20 protein-coding genes are annotated in these 20050 nt (G+C 54.9%); 5 read left to right on the top strand and 15 right to left on the bottom strand.

Features of this window, described 5'->3' with window-relative positions:
• Positions 1-79: 79 nt before the first annotated feature.
• The 11 genes from C8N36_RS15960 to C8N36_RS15910 form a co-directional block, all read right to left on the bottom strand.
• Complete coding sequence (locus C8N36_RS15960) at positions 80-2275, bottom strand: 3-hydroxyacyl-CoA dehydrogenase NAD-binding domain-containing protein (protein ID WP_097805816.1); 2196 nt, start codon at positions 2273-2275, stop codon at positions 80-82.
• Positions 2275-2709, bottom strand: a complete 435-nt coding sequence (locus C8N36_RS15955; RefSeq protein ID WP_097805815.1) for a hypothetical protein — start codon at positions 2707-2709, stop codon at positions 2275-2277. Before C8N36_RS15955 ends, C8N36_RS15960 begins: the two co-directional genes overlap by 1 nt.
• The gene (locus tag C8N36_RS15950; protein ID WP_097805814.1) at positions 2706-3173 is read right to left on the bottom strand and encodes a cupin domain-containing protein; all 468 of its coding nucleotides are present in this window, start codon (positions 3171-3173) and stop codon (positions 2706-2708) included. The genes C8N36_RS15955 and C8N36_RS15950 overlap by 4 nt, the downstream gene beginning before the upstream one ends.
• Before the next feature lie 110 nt (positions 3174-3283).
• Positions 3284-4174 carry a hypothetical protein gene (locus C8N36_RS15945; RefSeq protein WP_097805813.1) on the bottom strand — a complete coding sequence of 297 codons (891 nt, stop codon included), beginning with the start codon at positions 4172-4174 and terminating at the stop codon, positions 3284-3286.
• Between the two features lie 7 nt (positions 4175-4181).
• Positions 4182-5393 carry an acetyl-CoA C-acetyltransferase gene (locus C8N36_RS15940; RefSeq protein WP_097805812.1) on the bottom strand — a complete coding sequence of 404 codons (1212 nt, stop codon included), beginning with the start codon at positions 5391-5393 and terminating at the stop codon, positions 4182-4184.
• 15 nt (positions 5394-5408) lie between these two features.
• Positions 5409-6047 carry a glutathione S-transferase family protein gene (locus tag C8N36_RS15935; protein WP_097805811.1) on the bottom strand — a complete coding sequence of 213 codons (639 nt, stop codon included), beginning with the start codon at positions 6045-6047 and terminating at the stop codon, positions 5409-5411.
• Positions 6048-6408: 361 nt separating this feature from the next.
• Positions 6409-7542, bottom strand: a complete 1134-nt coding sequence (locus C8N36_RS15930) for an acyl-CoA dehydrogenase family protein (RefSeq protein WP_097805810.1) — start codon at positions 7540-7542, stop codon at positions 6409-6411.
• A 15-nt stretch (positions 7543-7557) separates the two neighbouring features.
• A complete protein-coding gene (locus tag C8N36_RS15925) occupies positions 7558-7770 on the bottom strand; it encodes a hypothetical protein (RefSeq protein ID WP_097805809.1) in 213 nt (70 codons plus the stop codon).
• A gap of 195 nt (positions 7771-7965) precedes the next feature.
• Positions 7966-9741 (bottom strand): acyl-CoA dehydrogenase C-terminal domain-containing protein, encoded by a 1776-nt coding sequence (locus C8N36_RS15920; protein WP_097805808.1) that lies wholly within the window; start codon positions 9739-9741, stop codon positions 7966-7968.
• A 30-nt stretch (positions 9742-9771) separates the two neighbouring features.
• Positions 9772-10176 carry a MerR family transcriptional regulator gene (locus C8N36_RS15915; RefSeq protein WP_097805807.1) on the bottom strand — a complete coding sequence of 135 codons (405 nt, stop codon included), beginning with the start codon at positions 10174-10176 and terminating at the stop codon, positions 9772-9774.
• Positions 10177-10461: 285 nt separating this feature from the next.
• The gene (locus C8N36_RS15910; RefSeq protein WP_097805806.1) at positions 10462-10833 is read right to left on the bottom strand and encodes a MerR family transcriptional regulator; all 372 of its coding nucleotides are present in this window, start codon (positions 10831-10833) and stop codon (positions 10462-10464) included.
• Between the two features lie 137 nt (positions 10834-10970).
• On the opposite strand from C8N36_RS15910, the gene C8N36_RS15905 reads away from it, so the two are divergent.
• From C8N36_RS15905 to trpB, 4 genes are all read left to right on the top strand, one after another.
• Positions 10971-11393 carry a PaaI family thioesterase gene (locus C8N36_RS15905; RefSeq protein WP_097805805.1) on the top strand — a complete coding sequence of 141 codons (423 nt, stop codon included), beginning with the start codon at positions 10971-10973 and terminating at the stop codon, positions 11391-11393.
• Between the two features lies 1 nt (position 11394).
• Positions 11395-11904, top strand: coding sequence for a PaaI family thioesterase (locus C8N36_RS15900; RefSeq protein WP_097805804.1), 510 nt, complete (start codon positions 11395-11397; stop codon positions 11902-11904).
• Between the two features lie 41 nt (positions 11905-11945).
• The gene (locus C8N36_RS15895; RefSeq protein ID WP_097805803.1) at positions 11946-13271 is read left to right on the top strand and encodes an MATE family efflux transporter; all 1326 of its coding nucleotides are present in this window, start codon (positions 11946-11948) and stop codon (positions 13269-13271) included.
• A gap of 68 nt (positions 13272-13339) precedes the next feature.
• Complete coding sequence (gene trpB / locus C8N36_RS15890; RefSeq protein WP_097805802.1) at positions 13340-14569, top strand: tryptophan synthase subunit beta; 1230 nt, start codon at positions 13340-13342, stop codon at positions 14567-14569.
• Positions 14570-14650: 81 nt separating this feature from the next.
• Here the strand turns inward: trpB and C8N36_RS15885 are convergent, their stop codons facing one another.
• From C8N36_RS15885 to pth, 3 genes are read right to left on the bottom strand one after another with little or no spacing between them, the layout of a single operon-like run.
• Positions 14651-15022 (bottom strand): DUF2237 family protein, encoded by a 372-nt coding sequence (locus C8N36_RS15885; protein ID WP_097805801.1) that lies wholly within the window; start codon positions 15020-15022, stop codon positions 14651-14653.
• On the bottom strand, positions 15019-16185 hold the full coding sequence (locus C8N36_RS15880; RefSeq protein WP_245910863.1) for a serine hydrolase domain-containing protein: 1167 nt from the start codon (positions 16183-16185) through the stop codon (positions 15019-15021). Before C8N36_RS15880 ends, C8N36_RS15885 begins: the two co-directional genes overlap by 4 nt.
• A gap of 49 nt (positions 16186-16234) precedes the next feature.
• Positions 16235-16972 carry an aminoacyl-tRNA hydrolase gene (gene pth / locus C8N36_RS15875; protein ID WP_097805800.1) on the bottom strand — a complete coding sequence of 246 codons (738 nt, stop codon included), beginning with the start codon at positions 16970-16972 and terminating at the stop codon, positions 16235-16237.
• 218 nt (positions 16973-17190) lie between these two features.
• On the opposite strand from pth, the gene C8N36_RS15870 reads away from it, so the two are divergent.
• Entirely contained in the window at positions 17191-19074 is a 1884-nt protein-coding gene (locus tag C8N36_RS15870) for a PhoX family protein (protein WP_097805799.1), read from the top strand.
• A gap of 143 nt (positions 19075-19217) precedes the next feature.
• Here the strand turns inward: C8N36_RS15870 and C8N36_RS15865 are convergent, their stop codons facing one another.
• Positions 19218-19847, bottom strand: a complete 630-nt coding sequence (locus C8N36_RS15865; RefSeq protein ID WP_097805798.1) for a 50S ribosomal protein L25/general stress protein Ctc — start codon at positions 19845-19847, stop codon at positions 19218-19220.
• Positions 19848-20050 lie beyond the last annotated feature (203 nt).

Below are 20050 nucleotides of genomic sequence, written 5' to 3'. Positions count from 1 at the left end.
GGTCGTCAAATTCAAAAAGGGCAGGCCAATTATGGCCCGCCCCTAGATCCAGCCACTTTGTGGCAGAAGAGTTTTGCCTTTAAGCGGCTTTTTGGTCTCCGCCAAACCGGCCGTAAAAGCTTTGGCCCTTTTTAGCCATGTCACGCAGCAGTGCCGGACATTCAAAACGGTTACCGTAGGCGGCCTGAAGCTGGTCACACCGTTCGGCCGCATATTCCGCCCCGATCATGTCTAGCCAGCTGAGTGGGCCGCCAGACCAAGGCGCAAATCCCCAGCCTAAAATGGCCCCCACGTCGCCTTCGCGAATATCCATCAGGACGTTTTCTTCCAATGCGCGCACGGCTTCGAGAACTTGTGCAAAAAGCAAACGGTGCTGGACCTCAATCAGGTCTGTTTGATCCGCTAACGGAGGATATTTGTCGGCCAGCTCAGCCCACAGCCCTTGTCGTTTGCCCTTGTCATCATAGGCATAGAACCCGCCATTTGCCTTGCGGCCAAGGCGGCCAGCGTCGGCCAACCAGAACAAAATCTCGTCGCAGGCGTCATCATAGTCGTCGCCCATTGCGGCCTTGGTTGCCTTTGCGATTTTGACGCCCAAATCGATCGAGGTTTCATCAGTCAGTTGCAATGGACCCAGCGGCATACCGACCATCTTGGCGGCGTTTTCGATCAGTGCCGGTGCGACGCCTTCGGTTACCATGCGAATACCTTCGTTGAGGTAAGGGATAATGCAGCGGTTGGCGTAGAAGAACCGGGCGTCATTCACAACAATCGGGGTCTTGCGGATCTGGCGGACATAATCGAGTGACTTGGCCACCGCACGATCACCTGTTTCTTTGCCTTTGATGATCTCGACCAGCATCATTTTCTCAACGGGTGAGAAGAAGTGGATGCCGATAAATTGCTCGGACCGGCTGGACGCTTTGGCCAGATCGGTGATTGGCAAGGTCGATGTGTTGGTCGCAAAGATGCAATCCTCGTCGATTATTGCTTCGACTTTTTTGGTCATCTCTGCCTTGACCGCCATGTCTTCGAACACTGCTTCGATGATTAGATCGCAGCCCTTGAGCGCCTCCAAATCTGTGGTGGCAGTGATGCGCGACAACAGGGCTTCTTTCTTTTCAGGCGTGGATTTACCACGCTTGATGCCCTTGTCCGCATAGGTTTCTGTATAGGCCTTGCCACGATCAGCCGCTTCCTGGCTTTGGTCGATCAACACAACTTCGATCCCGGCTTGTGCAGAGACCAGCGAAATGCCTGCGCCCATCATGCCCGCGCCCAAAACGCCAACTTTCTTGACTGATTGATCGGGAACGCCAGCCGGACGCACGGCCCCTTTATCAAGCGCTTCTTTATTGATGAACAGTGACCGGATCATATTGGCCGAGCTGGGGTTCATCAGCACGTTAACAAACCAACGTGCCTCGATTTTGAGAGCCGTATCAAAAGGCACCATTGCGCCTTCGTATACGGCTGACAACATCGCCTTGGCGGCAGGATAAACGCCTTGGGTTTTGCCGTTGACCATGGCGGATGCCCCGACAAAGGTCATGAAACCGGCTGGATGGTAGGGGGCACCGCCGGGCATTTTATATCCCTTTGCATCCCAAGGCTTTAGAATATCCCCATCTTTGGCATTCAAAACCCAGTCTTTGGCGGCGGTCAGCGGGTCGGCGACAACCTCGTCAATCAGGCCCGCTGCTTTGGCTTTCTTGGGGTCAGATAGTCGACCTTCGAGCAAGAAAGGCGACGCCCCCATGGCGCCCAGCTTGCGGGACAGGCGAGTGGTGCCGCCTGCGCCCGGGAAGATGCCGACCATGACTTCGGGCAGGCCGATTTTGGCCTTGGGGTTATCAGCCGCAAAGATGCGGTGTGTCGAAAGCGGGATTTCCAGACCAATGCCAAGCGCGGTACCGGGTAGGGCGGCAGCAATCGGTTTCCCGCCCTTATTGGTCTTTGGGTCCATACCTGCGCGTTCGATTTTGCGCAGCACAGAGTGCATGTGCATGATGCCGTCAAACAGACCTTTTTCGGGGCTGTCACCAGCCATTTCCTTCATCTTGGCGATGACGTTCAGGTCCATGCCACCCGCAAAGCTGTCTTTGCCTGAGGTGATAACAATGCCTTTGACCGCATCGTCGGCCAATGCGTCATCTACCTGAGCGTTCAGTGCTTCCAGAGCTTCAAGGCTGAGGACGTTCATTGATTTCTCTTTGACGTCCCAAGTGATGACTGCGACGCCGTCGGCGCCTTTTTCCATGGTGAAATCGGTCACTATTCTTCTTCTCCCGATAGATTTGGGTGTTTGCCGGTCCATAGGTGATGTCCCAGCGCGTTCAATATCGATGACATGCGCCATTGGCCGTCGTCGAAGTGGAGTAGGGCTGAGGCTGTATAAGGATCGCGTATGCGTACCCCGTTCCTCAGAAAATTACTGCGATATGTGGCTATAACCGTGCCGTCTTCGCACGGCTCAAAGCCAATTTTTTCGCGGACGATCAGATTTGCCTGCATGGCCTTCATCGCCAGAAGATAATGCTCAAAGTTTGCCTTGACCTCTTGCGGGGTTCGCAGGGTCACCGGCCCCGTTTGGGTAATCAGCGTAAAGGGCAGACGCATGCGCGCGGCCCACTGCGTGATGTCAGCGGTTAGGAAGGGCTCGGTGATATCCTCCAGAAAGGCGTCGAATTCTGTCTCGTCAAAGGTCATTTATCCCCCATGACAGAACCGTCTTTGCGCAAAAAAGCCATTTGGCCATCCGCGACTTCGACCTTCATGTCGATGTCGGAATACCAACCGGTTTCTGTCGGTGTCCGGGTGCCCATAACGACGAACACCCCATCATTTTCCGATTTGTTGGCAATATGGTGGCCATTCTCGTCACCTGCCGGAAAGGCGCAGCAATCGCCAACCGCAAGCGCCGTTTCCCCCGTGTCGTCGATCAAAACCAAATCGCCCTCGGTTACGATCAAAAATTCGTCTTGCTGTTCATGCCAATGGCGCAGCGAAGACAGCGCTCCAGGCGCGAGCCGCACCTGGTTAACGCCGAATTGGGTCAAACCGGCTGCGTCGCCCAAACGTTTTTGACTGCGCCCCTCCATTTGCCCTTGGTATTGGGCGGGGTAGGATGATCCGGTGCGGGCCGGGATGGCTGACAAATCAATTTTGGGCATCGGGAAACCTTTTGAACTGGAGCAGGATATTGTCGCGGCGCAACAGAGTCGCATGCAGCGCAATCAGCTTGGAATTTCTAACAGCCGGTCGGAAGGGCGGTGTGGGCGGATCAATCACGTGGGAGGTCTCCGTTTGAGCGCCAGTTTTTGTGGCCGATGGCGTTCTCCAACCGTACAAGTTTCCAAAACCCGTCTTCAGGTCTTTCAAACACCACCTGGCTGACATAGGGGTCGACCACCATATTGGCTTGGCTCACCAAATAGGTGCGGCATGTGCCAACCATGCGGGTTTCGCCTTCGGTTCGTACTGCCAAAGCAGTGCGGACGATATCGGTCACATGATGAACCTTAAAGGCTGAGACAAACAAATCGAATTCGTTGCGCAGGTCCGCTAGGGTTTCGTGGACAACTGTGCCCATGGCCCCCGTGACAGTTAACGGAGTGGCGCAAGCACTGGCCCAAGCGTCGAAATTCTTGCTCAACGCCGCTTGCGATAGCCAGTTCAGCAAAACCTGAAAACACGCCAGATTGAAATCAGCCTCATCTTTTGGGGCCTTGTCCGGGGAAGGGACTTGCCCCTCGATTTGAGGGAGTACGCTCCACTTGCTGCGAAGTACTGCCATATCCGTTTCGCTGATCCGCCACTCCCCATCTCGGAGCTCCAGCCGCATACGGGCTAAAAAGGGCATGATCGCGGGGGTGTTGCCGGAATAGGCGCGGACCGAATTGTAGCCTTCGATTTCCGTAGCGCTTTTGTAGATCGCACTTTCACAAGTCCGTTCCAAACGCGTGATGCCGAGCGCTTGGAGCGCGTTAAGGTAGTACCCCGCCCCCTGACGCAAATCCTGTTCTGTTTCGAACAAAACTTCTGAATCCAAAGTGCGCAGCATATGGGGCAGATGCAGCCCATCCAAAAACCCCGCGACGTCACCTGCCATGATCGCATCTGTCATGGGATCAAGCCGGCTTTGGTACAAGGTCATGGCGGATGGGTGCAACATTGTGACCTCAGACGCGTTCAATAATTGTGGCTGCGCCCATACCGGATGCAATGCAAAGCGTGGCAAGGCCGACACCTTTTCCGCTGCGCTCAAGCTCATCCAGCAGAGTGCCGATGATAATCGCACCGGTGGCCCCTAAAGGGTGCCCCATAGCAATCGACCCGCCGTTTACGTTGACCTTGCTGTCGTCGACATCAAAGGCCTGCATGAAGCGCAAAACAACCGAGGCAAAGGCTTCGTTGACTTCGAACAGGTCTATATCGTTGATGGTCATTCCATTGTCGGCAAGGATTTTTTGCGTAACGGGGACTGGGCCGGTCAACATAATGGTCGGATCGGTGCCTATTTTGGCAGTGCCGCGAATTCGGGCACGTGGTTTAAGGCCATGCTTTTCGCCAAATTCCTTGTTGCCAATCAAAACTGCTGCGGCACCATCTACAATACCAGAACTGTTGCCAGCGTGGTGTATATGGTTGATCCGCTCAAGATGCGGGTATTTCATCAGGGCAATTTTGTCGAAACCGGGCATCATTTCGCCCATCTGCTGGAACGCAGGGTTCAAACCACCCAGCGATTGCATATCGGTTCCGGGCCGCATGTATTCGTCGTTGGCCAAAATAGTCAGACCGTTTTGGTCGATGACCGGAACAATCGAGCCATCAAAGCGGTTGTCTGCCCATGCGGCGGCTGCGCGCTTTTGGGATTCTACCGCCAGTTTGTCGGCATCGTCGCGGGTGAAGCCGTATTCGGTGGCGATGATGTCTGCAGAAATGCCCTGTGGTACGAAATAGCTGTCCATGGCAAGACTTGGATCAACGGCAATTGCTGCGCCGTCGCTGCCCATCGGAACGCGTCCCATCATCTCTACGCCGCCCGCAATATAGGCATCGCCTGCGCCGCCTTTGACTTGGTTCGCAGCAAGGTTCACGGCTTCCATGCCAGAAGCGCAAAACCGGTTGATTGCCAAGCCCGGGATCGATTGATCAAGATCAGAGGCCAGGACAGCAGAGCGCGCCAGACAGCCGCCCTGTTCCATGACCTGCGTGACATTGCCCCAAATCACATCCTCAACGGCATGACCCTCAAGGTTGTTGCGGTTTTTCATGGCGTTGAGCATTTGCGCGGAAAGGCGCAGGCTGGTCACTTCGTGCAGGCTGCCATCTTTGCGGCCCTTGCCACGTGGGGTGCGGGCGGCGTCATAGATATATGCTTCGGTCATTCTTGTCTTCCTTGGTCAAACACGGTCCGCAGGCGAGCCGGGCATCAAATCATAGGGATGTTTCCAACCGTCCAACGCTTCGATGTTCGAAAGCCAACGGTCAATTTCGGGCCAGTCCGCACGGTTGAAACCGTAGGGCTCTGGATAAAATAGGTAGCCGCAGCAGCTGATGTCGGCGTTGGTGATGCCCTTGCCGACAATCCAGTCGCGTCCCTTCAGATGGTCATTCAAGATGCCATAGGCTGCGGTCAAACGCCCCTGCATAAATCCGATCACTGCGGCAGGGCGTTTGTCTTCTGGGAGGAAATTCATCAAAAAACGCGTCATGCCTGCTTGGGACGACAGTTTGTGATTGTCCCAAAACACCCAGCGCATGACCTCGCGGGCTTCTTCAGCGCTCTCGCCGCCAAATTTTCCGGACTTTTCGCTGACGTACATCTGGATGACACCAGATTGCGTTAACCGTGTATCTCCGTCCACAAGCACAGGCACTTCGCCCATTTCGTTTACGTCTGTGCGATAATCTGCTGTGCGAGTTGCACCGTTAAAGAAATCAACTTTCACCGGTTCCCAGTCCAAACCAGACAACTGCAGAGCCAGTGCGGCTTTGTAGGCGTTGCCACTTTCTCCAAAGCAGTAAAGTTTCATAGTCATGGCGCGCGTCCTCGAGTTGTATCCGAATAGTTGATAGCGGCGGGGATTTTGCATCCCCGCACCCCTGCAGAGTTGATTTGGCAAGATGAAGCCATGCCGAATTCAGTCTTTGTTAAGCCTGATGTTGCTATAACGTTCCTGCGCGGCAGGCTGGAGAGCTGAGCCGTGTGCAAGGTGAAGCTTCGCCGCTGGCCCTGCGTTCCGCTTGGCGGTCGGGACCGGAGGCGAAGCGGACCGACTGCTGCCCAGCTGCCGGGCTCGATGTGCGGTTCGTTTTCATCTTGCCAGATAAACTCCACGGGGGTCTGGGGGTGTGAAACCCCCAGTTCTATCCGCAAAGCTTGACCGTTCAGTGAAAAACTCAAAGCGCCCTCGCAATCAGTTCTTTCATGATCTCATTGGTGCCGCCGTAAATACGCTGCACCCGCGCATCTGCCCACATTTCACCAACCGCGTATTCTTGCATGTAGCCATAGCCACCGTGGAGTTGCAGGCATTCATCCAGCACCTCACCTTGTGCGTCGGTCAGCCAGTACTTCGCCATCGCCGCCTTATCGACAGTCAGCTTTCCGGCCATCAACTCCACCATGCATTCGTCCAGAAAGGCGCGGCATACTTTGGTTTTGGTCACACACTCCGCCAGTTTGAAGCGAGTGTTTTGAAACTGGGTGAGGGGCCCACCAAAGGCTTCGCGTTCTTTGCAATACGCCACTGTGCGTTCGACCGCCCCCTCCATGGCCCCCATCGACATGCAGGCGATAACCATGCGTTCTTGGGGGAGTTGCTGCATCAATTGATAAAAGCCCTGATTTTCCACTCCGCCCAAAAGATTCTCAGGCGCAATTTCCACGTTATCAAAGAACAGTTCGGAGGTATCAGCCGCGTGACAGCCGATCTTTTCCAAGTTGCGGCCGCGTTGAAAACCGGCTGCTCCCTCGGTTTCAACCACCATCAAGGAGATCCCTTTGGACCCTTGGGTGGGATCTGTTTTTGCTGCGACGATGATCAGGTTTGCATGCTGACCATTGGTGATAAAGGTTTTTTGGCCAGACATTTTGTAGGCGTTGCCGTCTTTTACAGCTCGGGTTTTGATCGCTTGCACGTCCGAGCCGGTTGAAGGTTCCGTCATGGCCAAAGCGCCAACCATTTCGCCCGATACTAGTTTGGGCAGCCAGCGCTGCTTTTGGTCTTCGGTTCCATACGCAAGCACGTAATGTGCGACGATTCCTGAATGAATGCCAACGCCCCAGCTTGCCAAATTGGCGCGGTTTGCTTCCATCAAGATCACGGCTTCGTGGCCGAAATCACCGCCTGCGCCGCCGTATTCTTCGGGAATGGACGGGCCGAGCAGACCGAGCGCACCCGCTTGTTGCCAAATTTCGGGGTCCATCTGGCCCTGTTTGCGCCACTTGTCATAAAGCGGCATCCATTCGGTTTCGATGAACTTTGACGTCATCTCGGCCAGCATTTGATGCTCTTGTGTCATCCAGCTCATGGGGTGACCTCTTTCTTACTTTTTACGAGCATCGAGCTCGGAATTGAATTGGCGAAGTTTTGCGTACAGCACGTCGGAATCCGTCACACTGTCGAAATGTTCGAACAAGAAGGACAGGGCCTCGCCCTCATCCAAACCTGCGTTTCGGGCGAATGTTTTCAGGCCGCGATAGCCATCTTCGGTCATTGCGACAGGAAAGCGTCTTGTCAGGCGAAAGCGTCTTGGCATGTCAGCAGTTTTCCCTACCGAGCAAGGGCCAATCCGCCACTAAGCCTTGGGACGCAAAAGCACCTAATGGGCAATATCCAATGGTTGCCACTGGGGCAAAGCCCGAATGAAGCCGGATTTCCAATAGATTGCTCATTCCGGTTCTCCCAAGTCCGGTGGCATGCGTGGCGGGAACAGGTCCCGCCATCACAGATATCAGAACTGTTCGGCGTCCAGAGCCATCACAGTGTCGCCGCCGCTTTCGATCCGGCGCAAATGCGTTACGGTCATTGGCAGTTGACGTGCCATATAGTAGCGCGCTGTTGCCAGCTTCGTCTCGTAGAACGCTGCGTCCTCTGCGCCTTCTGCCAGCTTTTCGGTCGCGGCCTTTGCCATGCGGCCCCACATCAGGCCAAGGCACACCAAACCAAACATATGCATGAAGTCATACGAGCCTGAGAGCGCATTGTTTGGGTTCTTCATGCCGTTTTGCATAAAGTACATGCCAGCTGCCTGAAGATCCTTGGACGCCTCTTTGAGAGGGCCAGTAAAATCAGTCATGGCGTCGTCGTCGGCGTTTTCCTTGCAGAAGGTTTTCACCAGATCAAAGAAAGCCATGACATGTTTGCCGCCATCGGTGGCCAGCTTGCGGCCGACCAAATCCAGTGCCTGAACACCGTTCGCGCCTTCGTAGATCATGGTGATGCGGGCGTCGCGTGCATACTGCGACATGCCCCATTCTTCTATATATCCGTGACCGCCATACACTTGCTGCGCGGCAATTGCGTAATCAAAGCCCTTGTCGGTCAGATAGCCCTTGATCACCGGTGTCAGCAGCGAGACCAACCCTTCGGTGGCTTTGTCGTCGTTGCGATGGGCCATGTCCAACATAAACGCGCCCCAGTAGATAAACGCCCGTCCACCTTCGATGAAGGATTTCTGATCCATCAGATTGCGGCGGATATCTGGGTGTACAATCAGCGGATCGGCAGGCCCTTCGGGGTTTTTCACTCCGGTGACGTCGCGGCCCTGCAGGCGGTCCTTGGCGTAATCAACCGCGTTTTGATAGGCAACTTCGGCTTGGGCAAAGCCTTGGAGGCCGACACCTAGGCGGGCTTCGTTCATCATTGTGAACATGGCTCGCATGCCTTTGTGCATATCGCCCAGCAGATATCCGGTTGCCTCGTCATAATCGAGCACGCAGGTCGCATTGCCGTTGATGCCCATTTTCTTTTCAATCTTGCCAACGGACACACCGTTGCGATCCCCCAGCGAACCGTCTTCGTTGACGATGTATTTGGGAACGATAAACAACGACACACCCTTGATGCCCTCTGGGCCGCCGGGAATCTTGGCCAAAACCAGGTGGATCACATTGTCCGAAAGATCGTGATCACCAGCGGAAATAAAGATCTTTTGACCGCTGATCTGATAAGTGCCGTCGTCTTGCGGTACAGCTTTGGTGCGCATCAAACCCAGATCGGTGCCGCAGTGCGGCTCGGTCAGGTTCATGGTGCCGGTCCAGTCGCAGTTGACCATTTTGGGAAGGTAGGTGGCTTTCTGCGCATCCGTACCATGGGCATGGATTGCCGAATAAGCCCCATGCGTCAGACCCGCATACATATTGAACGCGATATTGGCAGCGGAGAATTGTTCACCGACTGCAGTCGCGACAATATAAGGGAGACCCTGACCGCCATATTCGGGATCGCAATCGAGAGCAGTCCAACCGCCAGCGCGCACTTCATCGAAGGCGGCTTTGAAACCGGTCGGTGTCCGTACGATGCCGTTTTCCAGTTTACAGCCTTGCTGATCGCCAACCACATTGAGGGGGGCCATCACATTTTCGGCGATCTTGGCAGATTCTTCCAAAATGGCGGCTGTGGTGTCGCGGTCGAGGTCTTCGTAACCGGAAATCTTAGCGTCATGAATGTTCAGCAGGTCATGCAAAACAAACTGCTGGTCCTTTGTCGGGGCCGTATATGAGGGCATCTCTCTCTCCCAAAAGTGATGAGCCGGATCTTAACCGGCTGCTCTAGTCCTGTGTTGCACTGTGGCGAGCATTTTTTCGCCCCAGATCATCTGTTCTTTCAGCTCCTCAATGGCGATATTCAGTTCATCGCGTTGACGAACCATATCGGCCAAACGGTCTTTGGCAATCTCATAAGCTTGTTCCAGTTGGCTCTCTTGTTGATCACCAATGTCATACAGATCAAGCAGCTGCCGGATCTCTTCGAGACTAAAGCCAAAGCGCTTGCCCCTCAGGATCAATTTCAGCCGTGCACGGTCACGTCGTGTAAAAAGGCGCTTTTGCCCTTCACGGATCGGGAACAGCAATTCTTTCTGTTCGTAAAACCGCAAAGTGCGTGGTGTCACCTCAAACGCGTCGCACATCTCCCTAATCGTCAATACTCTGTCTTCGCTCATCAGATCGTCCTCGTTGGCTTTGATACCCCTGAGGTGCTAATTCTTTCCCATTCATACAATGGGAAAAATAGTTGACGTAACTCATACGCCGCGTCACTTCTGGGTTGACGTAAGATCAAGCAACGTCAATGGCATGTTTTTGAAACTTTCTTCTAAAGCGCTTTGGTTAAAGTATCCTTAAGGATAGTGAGCAAACAGTTAACAGCCCACCCGCAAGGGGGGCTGTTTTGAAAGCGCTTTGAATTTTTTGGTATGATTCAGGGCGGACCCGGACCGATTTTGGAATCACATGCCGAGATCAGCGGCCACATCGTCGCGCAGGCCGCGCAACTCATTCATGGCATCGTCAAGTTGTTTGCGCTGTTCTTCAAGCTCGCGCATTTGGCCGTCGGCCATATCGATCCATGCCCGCATTTGCGCCTCTGTGCCCTCTTTTTCATAGATCAACAGCCACTGGCGGATGTCTTCGAGTTGAAAGCCGAACTTACGGCCGCGCATGATCAAAATCATCCGGGCGATTTCTTTGGGGCCATAAAACCGCGAACGGCCTTGCCGCTCTGGCGACAACAGTTCGATATACTCGTAATAGCGCAGCGTTCTAGGAGTGACCTCAAAGCGGGCACACATCTCTTTGAAGCTTAAGCGGATATCTTCCATGGCTAACTCCCTCGGCGGCAACCTAAGGCCCTAAAATCGCGCTGACAAGATCCTGTGACGCAATGCATCGGTGCCACCAGTTAATTCGCTTGCAGCACAGGGGGTTGGTCCCCATAAATGGCCCAAAGGAGCCATCCATGACCGCAGATAAGGCTACAATCGCCCGCCAGTTCATTGAAATTATTCCGCATGCCAAGGCGCTGGGCATGAAAGTCTCGGCCATTGAGGACGGGGTTGCGGAAATCGTAATGCCCTATGATGACTGCTTGATCGGCGATCCGAAAACCGGAGTGATCCACGGCGGTGCTGTATCAACATTGATGGACACCTGTTCCGGCGCAGCAGTCATGAGCCATCCGGACAGTCCAGCTGGAACCGCGACGATCAACTTGCGGATTGATTACATGCGCGCTGCCACACCGGGGCAGGCGATAACGGCCCATGCCGAATGCTATCACATCACCCGCAATGTGGCGTTTATTCGGGCCAAGGCATTTGATGAAGATCGTGAAAACCCTGTGGCCACGGCTGCCGGAGCCTTTACCGTGGAGGGAAAATAATATGGCGCGCAAGCCCCCTGAACCGGTCCAGATTGTGAAGCAACGCCGTGATGCCGCCCTATCGGCTTTGGTTGGCGGTGTGCCTTATATCCGCTATCTCGGGATTGAATTTGAACGGCACGGGGATGAGCTGACCGCCGTTCTGCCCTTTGACGAAAAGCTGATCGGCAACCCGTTTCTTCCTGCCCTGCACGGCGGGGTGACTGCGGCCTTCTTGGAAACGGCGGCGATTATCACCCTGAGTTGGTCTTACCTTTGGGAAGACATCGAGTCGGGCAAGTTGGATCCTGAAACATTGACGCGCGGAGAGCTCCCGAGATTGCCGAAGACCATCGACTTTACCGTTGATTATCTGCGCTCCGGTCTGCCTCGGGATGCTTATGCACGGGCACGTGTTACGCGGTCTGGCCGCCGGTATGCTTCTGTTCAGGCCGAGGCGTGGCAGGACAACCGCGACCGCCCGATCGCCCAAGCCACGGCGCATTTCTTGATGCCGCGTCAACCAGCTTAAGCAGGCTTATATCGCCGCTACCTTATTTTTTCGGGACTGCCATGTCGTCGACCGATCCTATAACCCATCGCCGGATCCTACAGATTGCGATTCCGATAATGATGGCCAATATCGCCGTGCCGCTGATTGGTGTGGTTGATACGGCGGTCGTTGGGCAAATTCCCAAGGCAGAGCCGATTGCAGCAGTGGGCATCGGTTCCATTGTCTTATCGGCCCTCTATTGGGTTTTTGGATTTCTGCGCATGGGCACGGCGGGTTTAACTGCGCAGGCCGTCGGGGCAGGGGACCGCTCCGAAGTGGTTGCATTGCTGACCCGTGCTTTGATGATCGGCGTTGTGGGCGGCGCTGCGTTGATTGCAGTGTTGCAACCGTTGTTGGGGTTGGCCTTCAACGCTTCGCCTGTCACCGCCGAGGTCGAAGGCATGGCCCGCAGTTACATGCAGATACGAATCTGGTCTGCGCCGGCAGCGGTGGCGATGTTTGGCATTATTGGCTGGCTGATTGCCCGAGAACGCGCGCGGTCTGTTCTTTTGCTGCAATTGTGGGTGACAGCCGTCAACGTGGTCCTGGACCTGTTGTTTGTGACCGTCTTGGGCTGGGATGTCGAAGGCGTCGCCATCGCCAGTTTTATCGCAGAGTGGACAGGGCTGGCCTTGGGACTTTGGCTGTGCCGCAATGCATTGCGGGAAAAGGCTGCCCGCGATTGGCCGCGCATCTTTGACGCACAGCGGTTGCGCCGCATGGCGGTTGTGAACACGGATATCTTGTTGCGCTCCATGATGCTCGAGGCGATTTTCCTGTCCTTCTTGTTCTACTACAGCGCTGGTTTGGGGGTGGTTATGTTGGCAGCGAACCAGGTCTTGATGCAGTTCTTGCACATTGTGGCCTATGCGCTGGACGGATTTGCCTTTGCAGCCGAAGCTTTGGTCGGACAGGCTTTCGGGGCAGGGGCCGTCGCCCGACTGCGCCGCGCCGCTTGGATGAGCTCTCTTTGGGGTTTGATTGTCAATTTCGGGTTTGCCTTGGGGTTCTGGTTCGGCGGCGGCACGATCATTGACATGATAACCAAAGACCCCGGCGTTCAGGCCGGTGCACGGGCGTTTTTGCCATGGATCGCGCTGGCCCCGCTGGTGGGGCTGCCCAGTTGGATGCTGGACGGAATCTTTATCGGTGCCACGCGAACCCGTGACATGCGCAATATGATGGTGCTGTCTGCCGCAGCTTTTTTCGTGGCAGTTTCGCTGATGCTCCCGGTTTGGGGCAATCACGGGCTTTGGGCGGCATTGATGGTGTCATTTGTAGCGCGCGGTGTGACCTTGGGTCTTCGCTATCCTGCCCTTGAACGGTCGGCGGGTGTGCAATCATGATTTGCCTCTGGTCATTTCCGCCCCAAATGCCCTATTGAGACGGTCAGACCGACACGGAGAGACGCGCAATGGAAGACTTGGTCAATAGCTTCATGAAAGGCCCCGACGAAAAGGGCCGTTTTGGTATTTTTGGTGGGCGTTTCGTGTCTGAAACACTGATGCCGCTTATTCTTGCCCTTGAGGAAGAATACGAGCACGCCAAAACCGACAAAAGCTTTTGGGACGAGATGGATTTCTTGTGGAAGCATTACGTTGGACGCCCGTCGCCTTTGTATCATGCTGACCGCTTGTCCGAACGGCTGGGCGGCGCAAAGATCTATCTCAAGCGGGACGAGCTGAATCATACCGGCGCGCACAAGATCAACAACGTGCTTGGCCAGATCATTCTGGCGCGCCGCATGGGAAAAACACGGATCATCGCTGAAACCGGCGCTGGGCAACACGGTGTTGCAACCGCGACTGTTTGTGCCAAGTTCGGTTTGAAATGTGTGGTCTATATGGGCGCGCATGATGTCGAACGTCAGGCCCCGAATGTGTTCCGGATGAAATTGCTGGGCGCGGAAGTGGTTCCTGTTACCTCGGGCCGCGGTACGCTAAAAGACGCGATGAACGATGCGCTGCGCGATTGGGTGACCAATGTGCACGATACGTTTTACTGCATCGGCACAGTCGCCGGACCGCACCCCTATCCGGCGATGGTTCGCGATTTCCAGTCGATCATCGGTAAAGAAGCCAAAGAACAGATCATGGAGGCCGAAGGCCGTCTGCCTGACACCTTGATCGCCGCCATTGGCGGTGGGTCAAATGCGATGGGCCTGTTCTACCCTTTCCTTGACGACAAAGAGGTCCAGATCATCGGTGTTGAGGCTGGCGGTAAAGGCGTCAACGACAAGATGGAGCATTGTGCATCGCTGACGGGCGGACGCCCCGGTGTTTTGCATGGCAACCGCACCTATCTATTGCAAGATGATGACGGCCAGATCCTTGAGGGCTTCTCGATCTCTGCCGGTTTGGATTATCCAGGTATCGGGCCTGAGCATGCTTGGTTGAACGACATTGGCCGCGCCGAATATGTCGCCATCACCGACAAAGAAGCCTTGTCCGCATTCCAGCTGTGCTGTGAGACCGAAGGTATTATCCCGGCGCTTGAACCCTCACATGCCTTGGCGCATGTGGTGAAAATTGCGCCGGATCTGCCCAAAGACCATGTTATTATCATGAACATGTGTGGGCGTGGTGACAAAGACATCTTTACTGTCGCCAAGCATCTTGGCGTCAACATGAGCGGTCAGGATTAACCTGAGCCGACAAACAGATTAAAAAGGGCGGCCCCGATCTTATCGGGCCGCCCTTTTTCTGTGCCCCGCAACCGGTGTGCGCTATGGCCTGTCATGCTCCTTCAAGACTGCGAGCGGTACGATGGTTAAAGCGTCTTGGTGGGTTGCTGCCAGATTGACGCGCGGCGCGCAGCCTTCGTCATGGGCTTGCAGGAACCGTGCAGCGCACAGGCACCACGCATCGCCCGGTTTCAAGCCTTGAAAGTTGAATTCGGGCCTTGGCGTCGACAGATCATTTCCGACATATTTGGAATAGGCCAAAAATTCGGCTGTCATCACGGCGCAGACCGTATGGCTGCCAGCATCTTCGGTACAGGTGTTGCAATGTCCGTCGCGGAAATAACCCGTCACAGGGGATGTTGAACATGCTTCAAGGGCCCCCCCCAATACGTTGATAGATGGATGTTTGATCACGGGCTTTCCTCGCTTAGCAGGGTGGATATGTCACGAAACATGGCGATGCTATTGTCCGTCGCCCCAGCGTCGCGAAAGGCGCGGTCCGCCGCGTTTATCGCAATGACAACGCCTGCGGATTTGTTGACATAGACGTATTGGCTGTAAATTCCGCGGGCCAAAAACTCACCGGGGGCGGCGTCAGATGGCATCCACCATTGATAGCCATACTGTAGCTTTCCGGGTTGGGTTTTTGCCGATGGGCTGGTGCTTTCGGTTGCCCAAATTGCAGGCACAATTTGCTGTCCTTGGAACAAGCCGTTGTTGCGAAACATTTCGCCCATGCGGGCGTAATCACGGGTGGTCAGGTTCAAGCCCCCCAGCACAAAGGCGACGCCGTACCCGTCCGTCAGGTATTGGGGGGCAGCAAAGCTCCCCAGTGGATTCAAGATGAACTCAGCCATGAGGTCGGGAATAGTGCGGCCCGTCGCCCCGCGCACAACCATACCCAAAATATGGGTGTCGATTGATACATATTTCCACGCGTCCCCCGGGACAGCCTCGCTTTCGTGTAGCCCGGCAGCAAACCCGTCCATTGAACCGCCCAAGGCAAGGACGCGTCCCATCTTGTTGATGTCGCTCCAGAAATCCAGATATTCCTCATCGAAGGTTACACCTGACTCCATTTGCAGCACATTGCGAATGCTGACAGTATCATAGGCGCTGCCTTTGAGTTCCGGCACATAATTGACCAGCGGATCATCGAGGCTTTGGATATGACCTTGTTCGACGATCACACCGAACAAGGCGGAAAGGTAGGATTTCGCCAGAGACCATGAAATGCGCGGATCGGACTGCTGGGTGCCTTTGAAATAGGCTTCGTATCGAATGGCACCGTTGTGCAAGATCACCGCGCCAGTCGCGGAGCGCGCGGCCAACCAGTCTTCGAATTGGGCGGGCAGAGTCATTTTTTTGCCGTTCGGCAATGGGGTAATTTCGCCTTCTACGGGTATATCGCGCGCGTGGAAGATCTGGCCCATATGACTGAAATTGTGAACGATTTTCTCTTCGGAGAAGAGTGAGAGCACAGCGTTTAGCCGTACCAGCTCCTCGCGCTTCCATAGTCCGATGACAACAACAGCAAGCATCAAAGCCGCAATGCTGCGCAAAATCCATTTTTTCATAGTGCCCTCCGCACCGCAGAGTGCGCGGCGCAGCAGGCAGGGGCAAGGGTTAGCGAAATTTATCTGCCAGTTTTTGCAAAGCGTTTCGGGTGTCCGGCTCTGTTTGGGGTTTGCTTTGCATTGCGGGTTTTTTGGCAGGTTGGTTCTGCTGTTGTACGGGCTTAGAATTTGCTGTCTTAGCAGGCTTAGGATTTGCGGGTTTCGATGTGGATGACCGGGGCGGGGCCACCCGCAGCGCTACGGCATTTTGAAACCGTCCGGTATCGCCCGCAGCCAAAGATGCCGCACCGTCGCTGATACCGCGCAATAGATCATCCAGCCATTCTTCGTCAGCCTTGGCAAAGTCATGCAAGACATAGGCCGAAACCAGTTCCTTGCGTCCCGGATGGCCGATGCCCAATCGCACACGTTGATAGGCCTCTGTGATGTGGCCGTGAATAGAGCGCAGCCCATTGTGACCCGCATGACCGCCGCCCTTTTTGACACGACATTTTCCGGGTGCCAGATCCAGCTCATCATGGAACACGGTTACATCCGCCGATTCCAGCTTGTAAAAGCGCATGGCCTCGCCAACCGATTGGCCAGACAGGTTCATGAAGGTTTCAGGTTTCAACAGCAGGGTTTTTTCGCCTCCCAACGTGCCTTCGCAAAGTTTGCCCTGAAACTTGGATTTCCACGGTGAAAACCCGTGATCCGACGCAATCTGATCCAAGGCCATGAATCCGATATTGTGCCGGTTTTGGGAATATTTGCTGCCTGGATTTCCAAGGCCGACAAAAAGCTGCATGGATCGTCTCCGTTAAGGGGTGGCGTTGCTATACGACAGCGTTTGCGGGCAGGTAAAGGGTGTGTGCCATCACTGTCTTTTCGCGGATGTCGTGAAAACGTTAGAAAACCGACACATAGGATATACATTCTCCGCACTATACCCCGCCTGAGCCCCAAAAACGCGCAACCAATGCGCCGGGGAGCGTAGCTAACCAAATGTCAGCAAGGACGAATACAATGGCGGATAAATCTCTGGTCGACCTGTCTTGGGATGATTTTGACGAACATCGCGACCCGCGTTCCAATGAAAACCAGTTTGACCAAGTGGTCGACCGCGCCGTATCGCGCCGTGGTTTTCTGGGCGGCGCATTGGCCTTTGGGTCCGGTGCTGCGGTCTTTGGCACAGGGTTGTTCAGCAGCACGGCAGCGGCCCGCGCTGACGGCCACATGAAGTTTGGCTTCAAGCCGATCGACATCGCAACCGATTATGAAATACATGTGCCCGAAGGTTTCGACCACAAGGTTCTGGTACGCTGGGGCGATGCGTTGTGGACAGAAGCGAAAGACGCTTACGATGCGCAAAACGGTGTTTCCGTTGATATGTCCGACAAAGTGTTTGGTGAAAACACGGACGGCATGGAACTGTTCGAAGTCGACGGCAAGCAGCTGATCACTGTGAACTCTGAATATGTAAACCCGAAAATCAACCTGCCCGCCGCTTCAGAGGGGACGCCGCAGACCGCTGACGAAGTTGTCTTGCTCAAGAACCTGCAAGGTGTGACGGTGATGGAAATTGCCGACACTGGCAACGGTTTTGAAGTGGTTCTGGACAGCGCCTACAACCGCCGCATCACGCATGAAACAGAGATGGCGATCGCCGGTCCGCTTGCGGGGCATGCTTTGGTGCAGACCAAGGCCGATCCGGCAGGCTTGATGGTCAAGGGGACCATGAACAACTGTGGTTCAGGCAAGACCCTTTGGGACACCTATCTGACCTGCGAAGAAAACTTTAACGGCTACTTTGGTGCGACTGGCGATATGCCGGACGGCGAGGGTTATACGCGTTATGGCATTGGCGGGAGTGGCCGCTACGCCTATGAAAAATTCGACGAACGCTATGACATTTCCAAAGAGCCCAATGAGCCGCACCGCCATGGCTTTATCACCGAAATCGACCCAAGCGATCCAACATCCACGCCGGTGAAACGCACCGCCCTGGGCCGTTTCAAACATGAAAATGCCGAAATGGTACACGCAAAGGATGGCCGCGTTGTCGTCTACATGGGGGACGATGAACGCGGTGAGTTCCTTTATAAATATGTGTCCAATGGCACATGGGAACAGGGCGCGGCGACCGATGGTCTTTTGGATGACGGTGTCTTGTATGCTGCCAAATTCAACGATGACCAAACCGGCGAATGGCTGGCCCTGACGCCAGAAACAACTGGCATGGAGATCGCGGACATCCTGTGCTTTACCCGCATGGCAGCGTCAAAGGTTGGTGCCACGACGATGGACCGTCCTGAGTGGGTCGCCTCCAACCCGCTGAAGGTTGAGGCATATTGCGCCCTGACCAACAACAAAAACCGCGGCGTTAAACCGAACGCTGGTGGCGATGACACATCCGTCAATGCTGTCAATCCACGTGAGACCAACAACTATGGTCAGATCGTGCGTTGGACCCCGGCCGATGAGAACCACGCCGCAGACGGATTTGCTTGGGACTTGTACGTCATGGCCGGCAACCCCGAGGTGTATGACAACATCTATGGCGGGTCTGACAACATCAACGCAGGCAATATGTTCAACTCGCCTGACGGAATGGCGTTTTCTTCTGACGGCCTGCTGTGGATCCAAACCGATGGCAACTACAAGAACGAAGGCGATTTTGCGGGCATGGGCAACAACCAGATGTTGGTTGGCGACCCCGAAAGCGGTGAAATCATTCGCTTTATGACCGTTCCCAACGGGGCCGAAGTGACTGGTCTGTGCTGGTCGGCGGATAAAAAGGTCGCCTTTGTGGGGGTTCAGCATCCCGGTGGGTCCTGGCCCGATGGCGAAGGCAAACCGCGTTCTTCGGTTGTGTCGGTTTGGCGGCAGGATGGTGCCCAGTTCGGCTAATCGGATCGACAGCTAGGTAAACAGGCTGCGGCTCTCTTTGGGGGCCGCAGTTTTTTTGTTTGCGGCAGATGCATCAAGGTCACGAGACCAAAAAAAAGCCCCGACCAAATGGTCAGGGCTTCATGCACAACATATGTTGCGGCTTATTCTTCGGCAGCAACTTCTTCTGCTTCGCCTTCGTCTTCGTTCTCAGAAGATTTCAGACCGGATGGTGCAGAAACGTTCGCGATTACAAAGTCACGGTCGATTGTAGGCTTTGAGCCTTCGGGCAGCGTGATGTCGGAAATGTGGATAACGTCACCAACATTGCGGCCTGCCAGATCAACAACCAGCTTCTCGGGGATGTCACCGGCAGTTACGACCAGCTCAACTTCGGGGCGAACAACAGTCAGAACGCCACCTTTTTTGATGCCGGGTGCGTCTTCTTCGTTGATGAATTCAACTGGAATGAACAGCGCAACTTTGGACGTACGCTTCAAACGCATGAAATCAACGTGTGTTGGCAGATCTTTGACAACATCGCGCTGAACGTCGCGGCAAACAACGCGCACATCTTCGTGGCCTTCAACCTGAAGGTTCCAAAGGGTCGACTTAAAACGACCGGCTTTGAGGGTTTTCAACAATACGTTGAAAGGCAGGTTGATTGCGAGCGGCTCAGCTTCGCCACCAAATACAACACCTGGAACCAGACCGGCACGACGTGCCTGACGAGCGGCGCCCTTGCCTGTCCCCGTACGTTCCGAAGCTACGAGATTAGGGATCTCTTTAGCCATAATAATTCTCCATCAGATAGGGCAGGGTGCCTCCAAGGCTGTCACCCCGCGTTGAAGCTGTGCGCGTAGACTGGAACTGCCCATTTTGCAAGGCGATTCGCCCCTGCCAAGTTGGGCGAAGCCGGATAAGCCGGATAAGGCGCGCAAAACCGTTCGGAATGGCCCGCGTGTGGTCTAGCGCTTGCTTGATTTACAAAGGGCGA

Source organism: Pelagimonas varians (assembly GCF_003208435.1).
Classification (GTDB): domain Bacteria; phylum Pseudomonadota; class Alphaproteobacteria; order Rhodobacterales; family Rhodobacteraceae; genus Pelagimonas; species Pelagimonas varians.
This window is presented reverse-complemented; position numbering and strand designations above follow the sequence as displayed.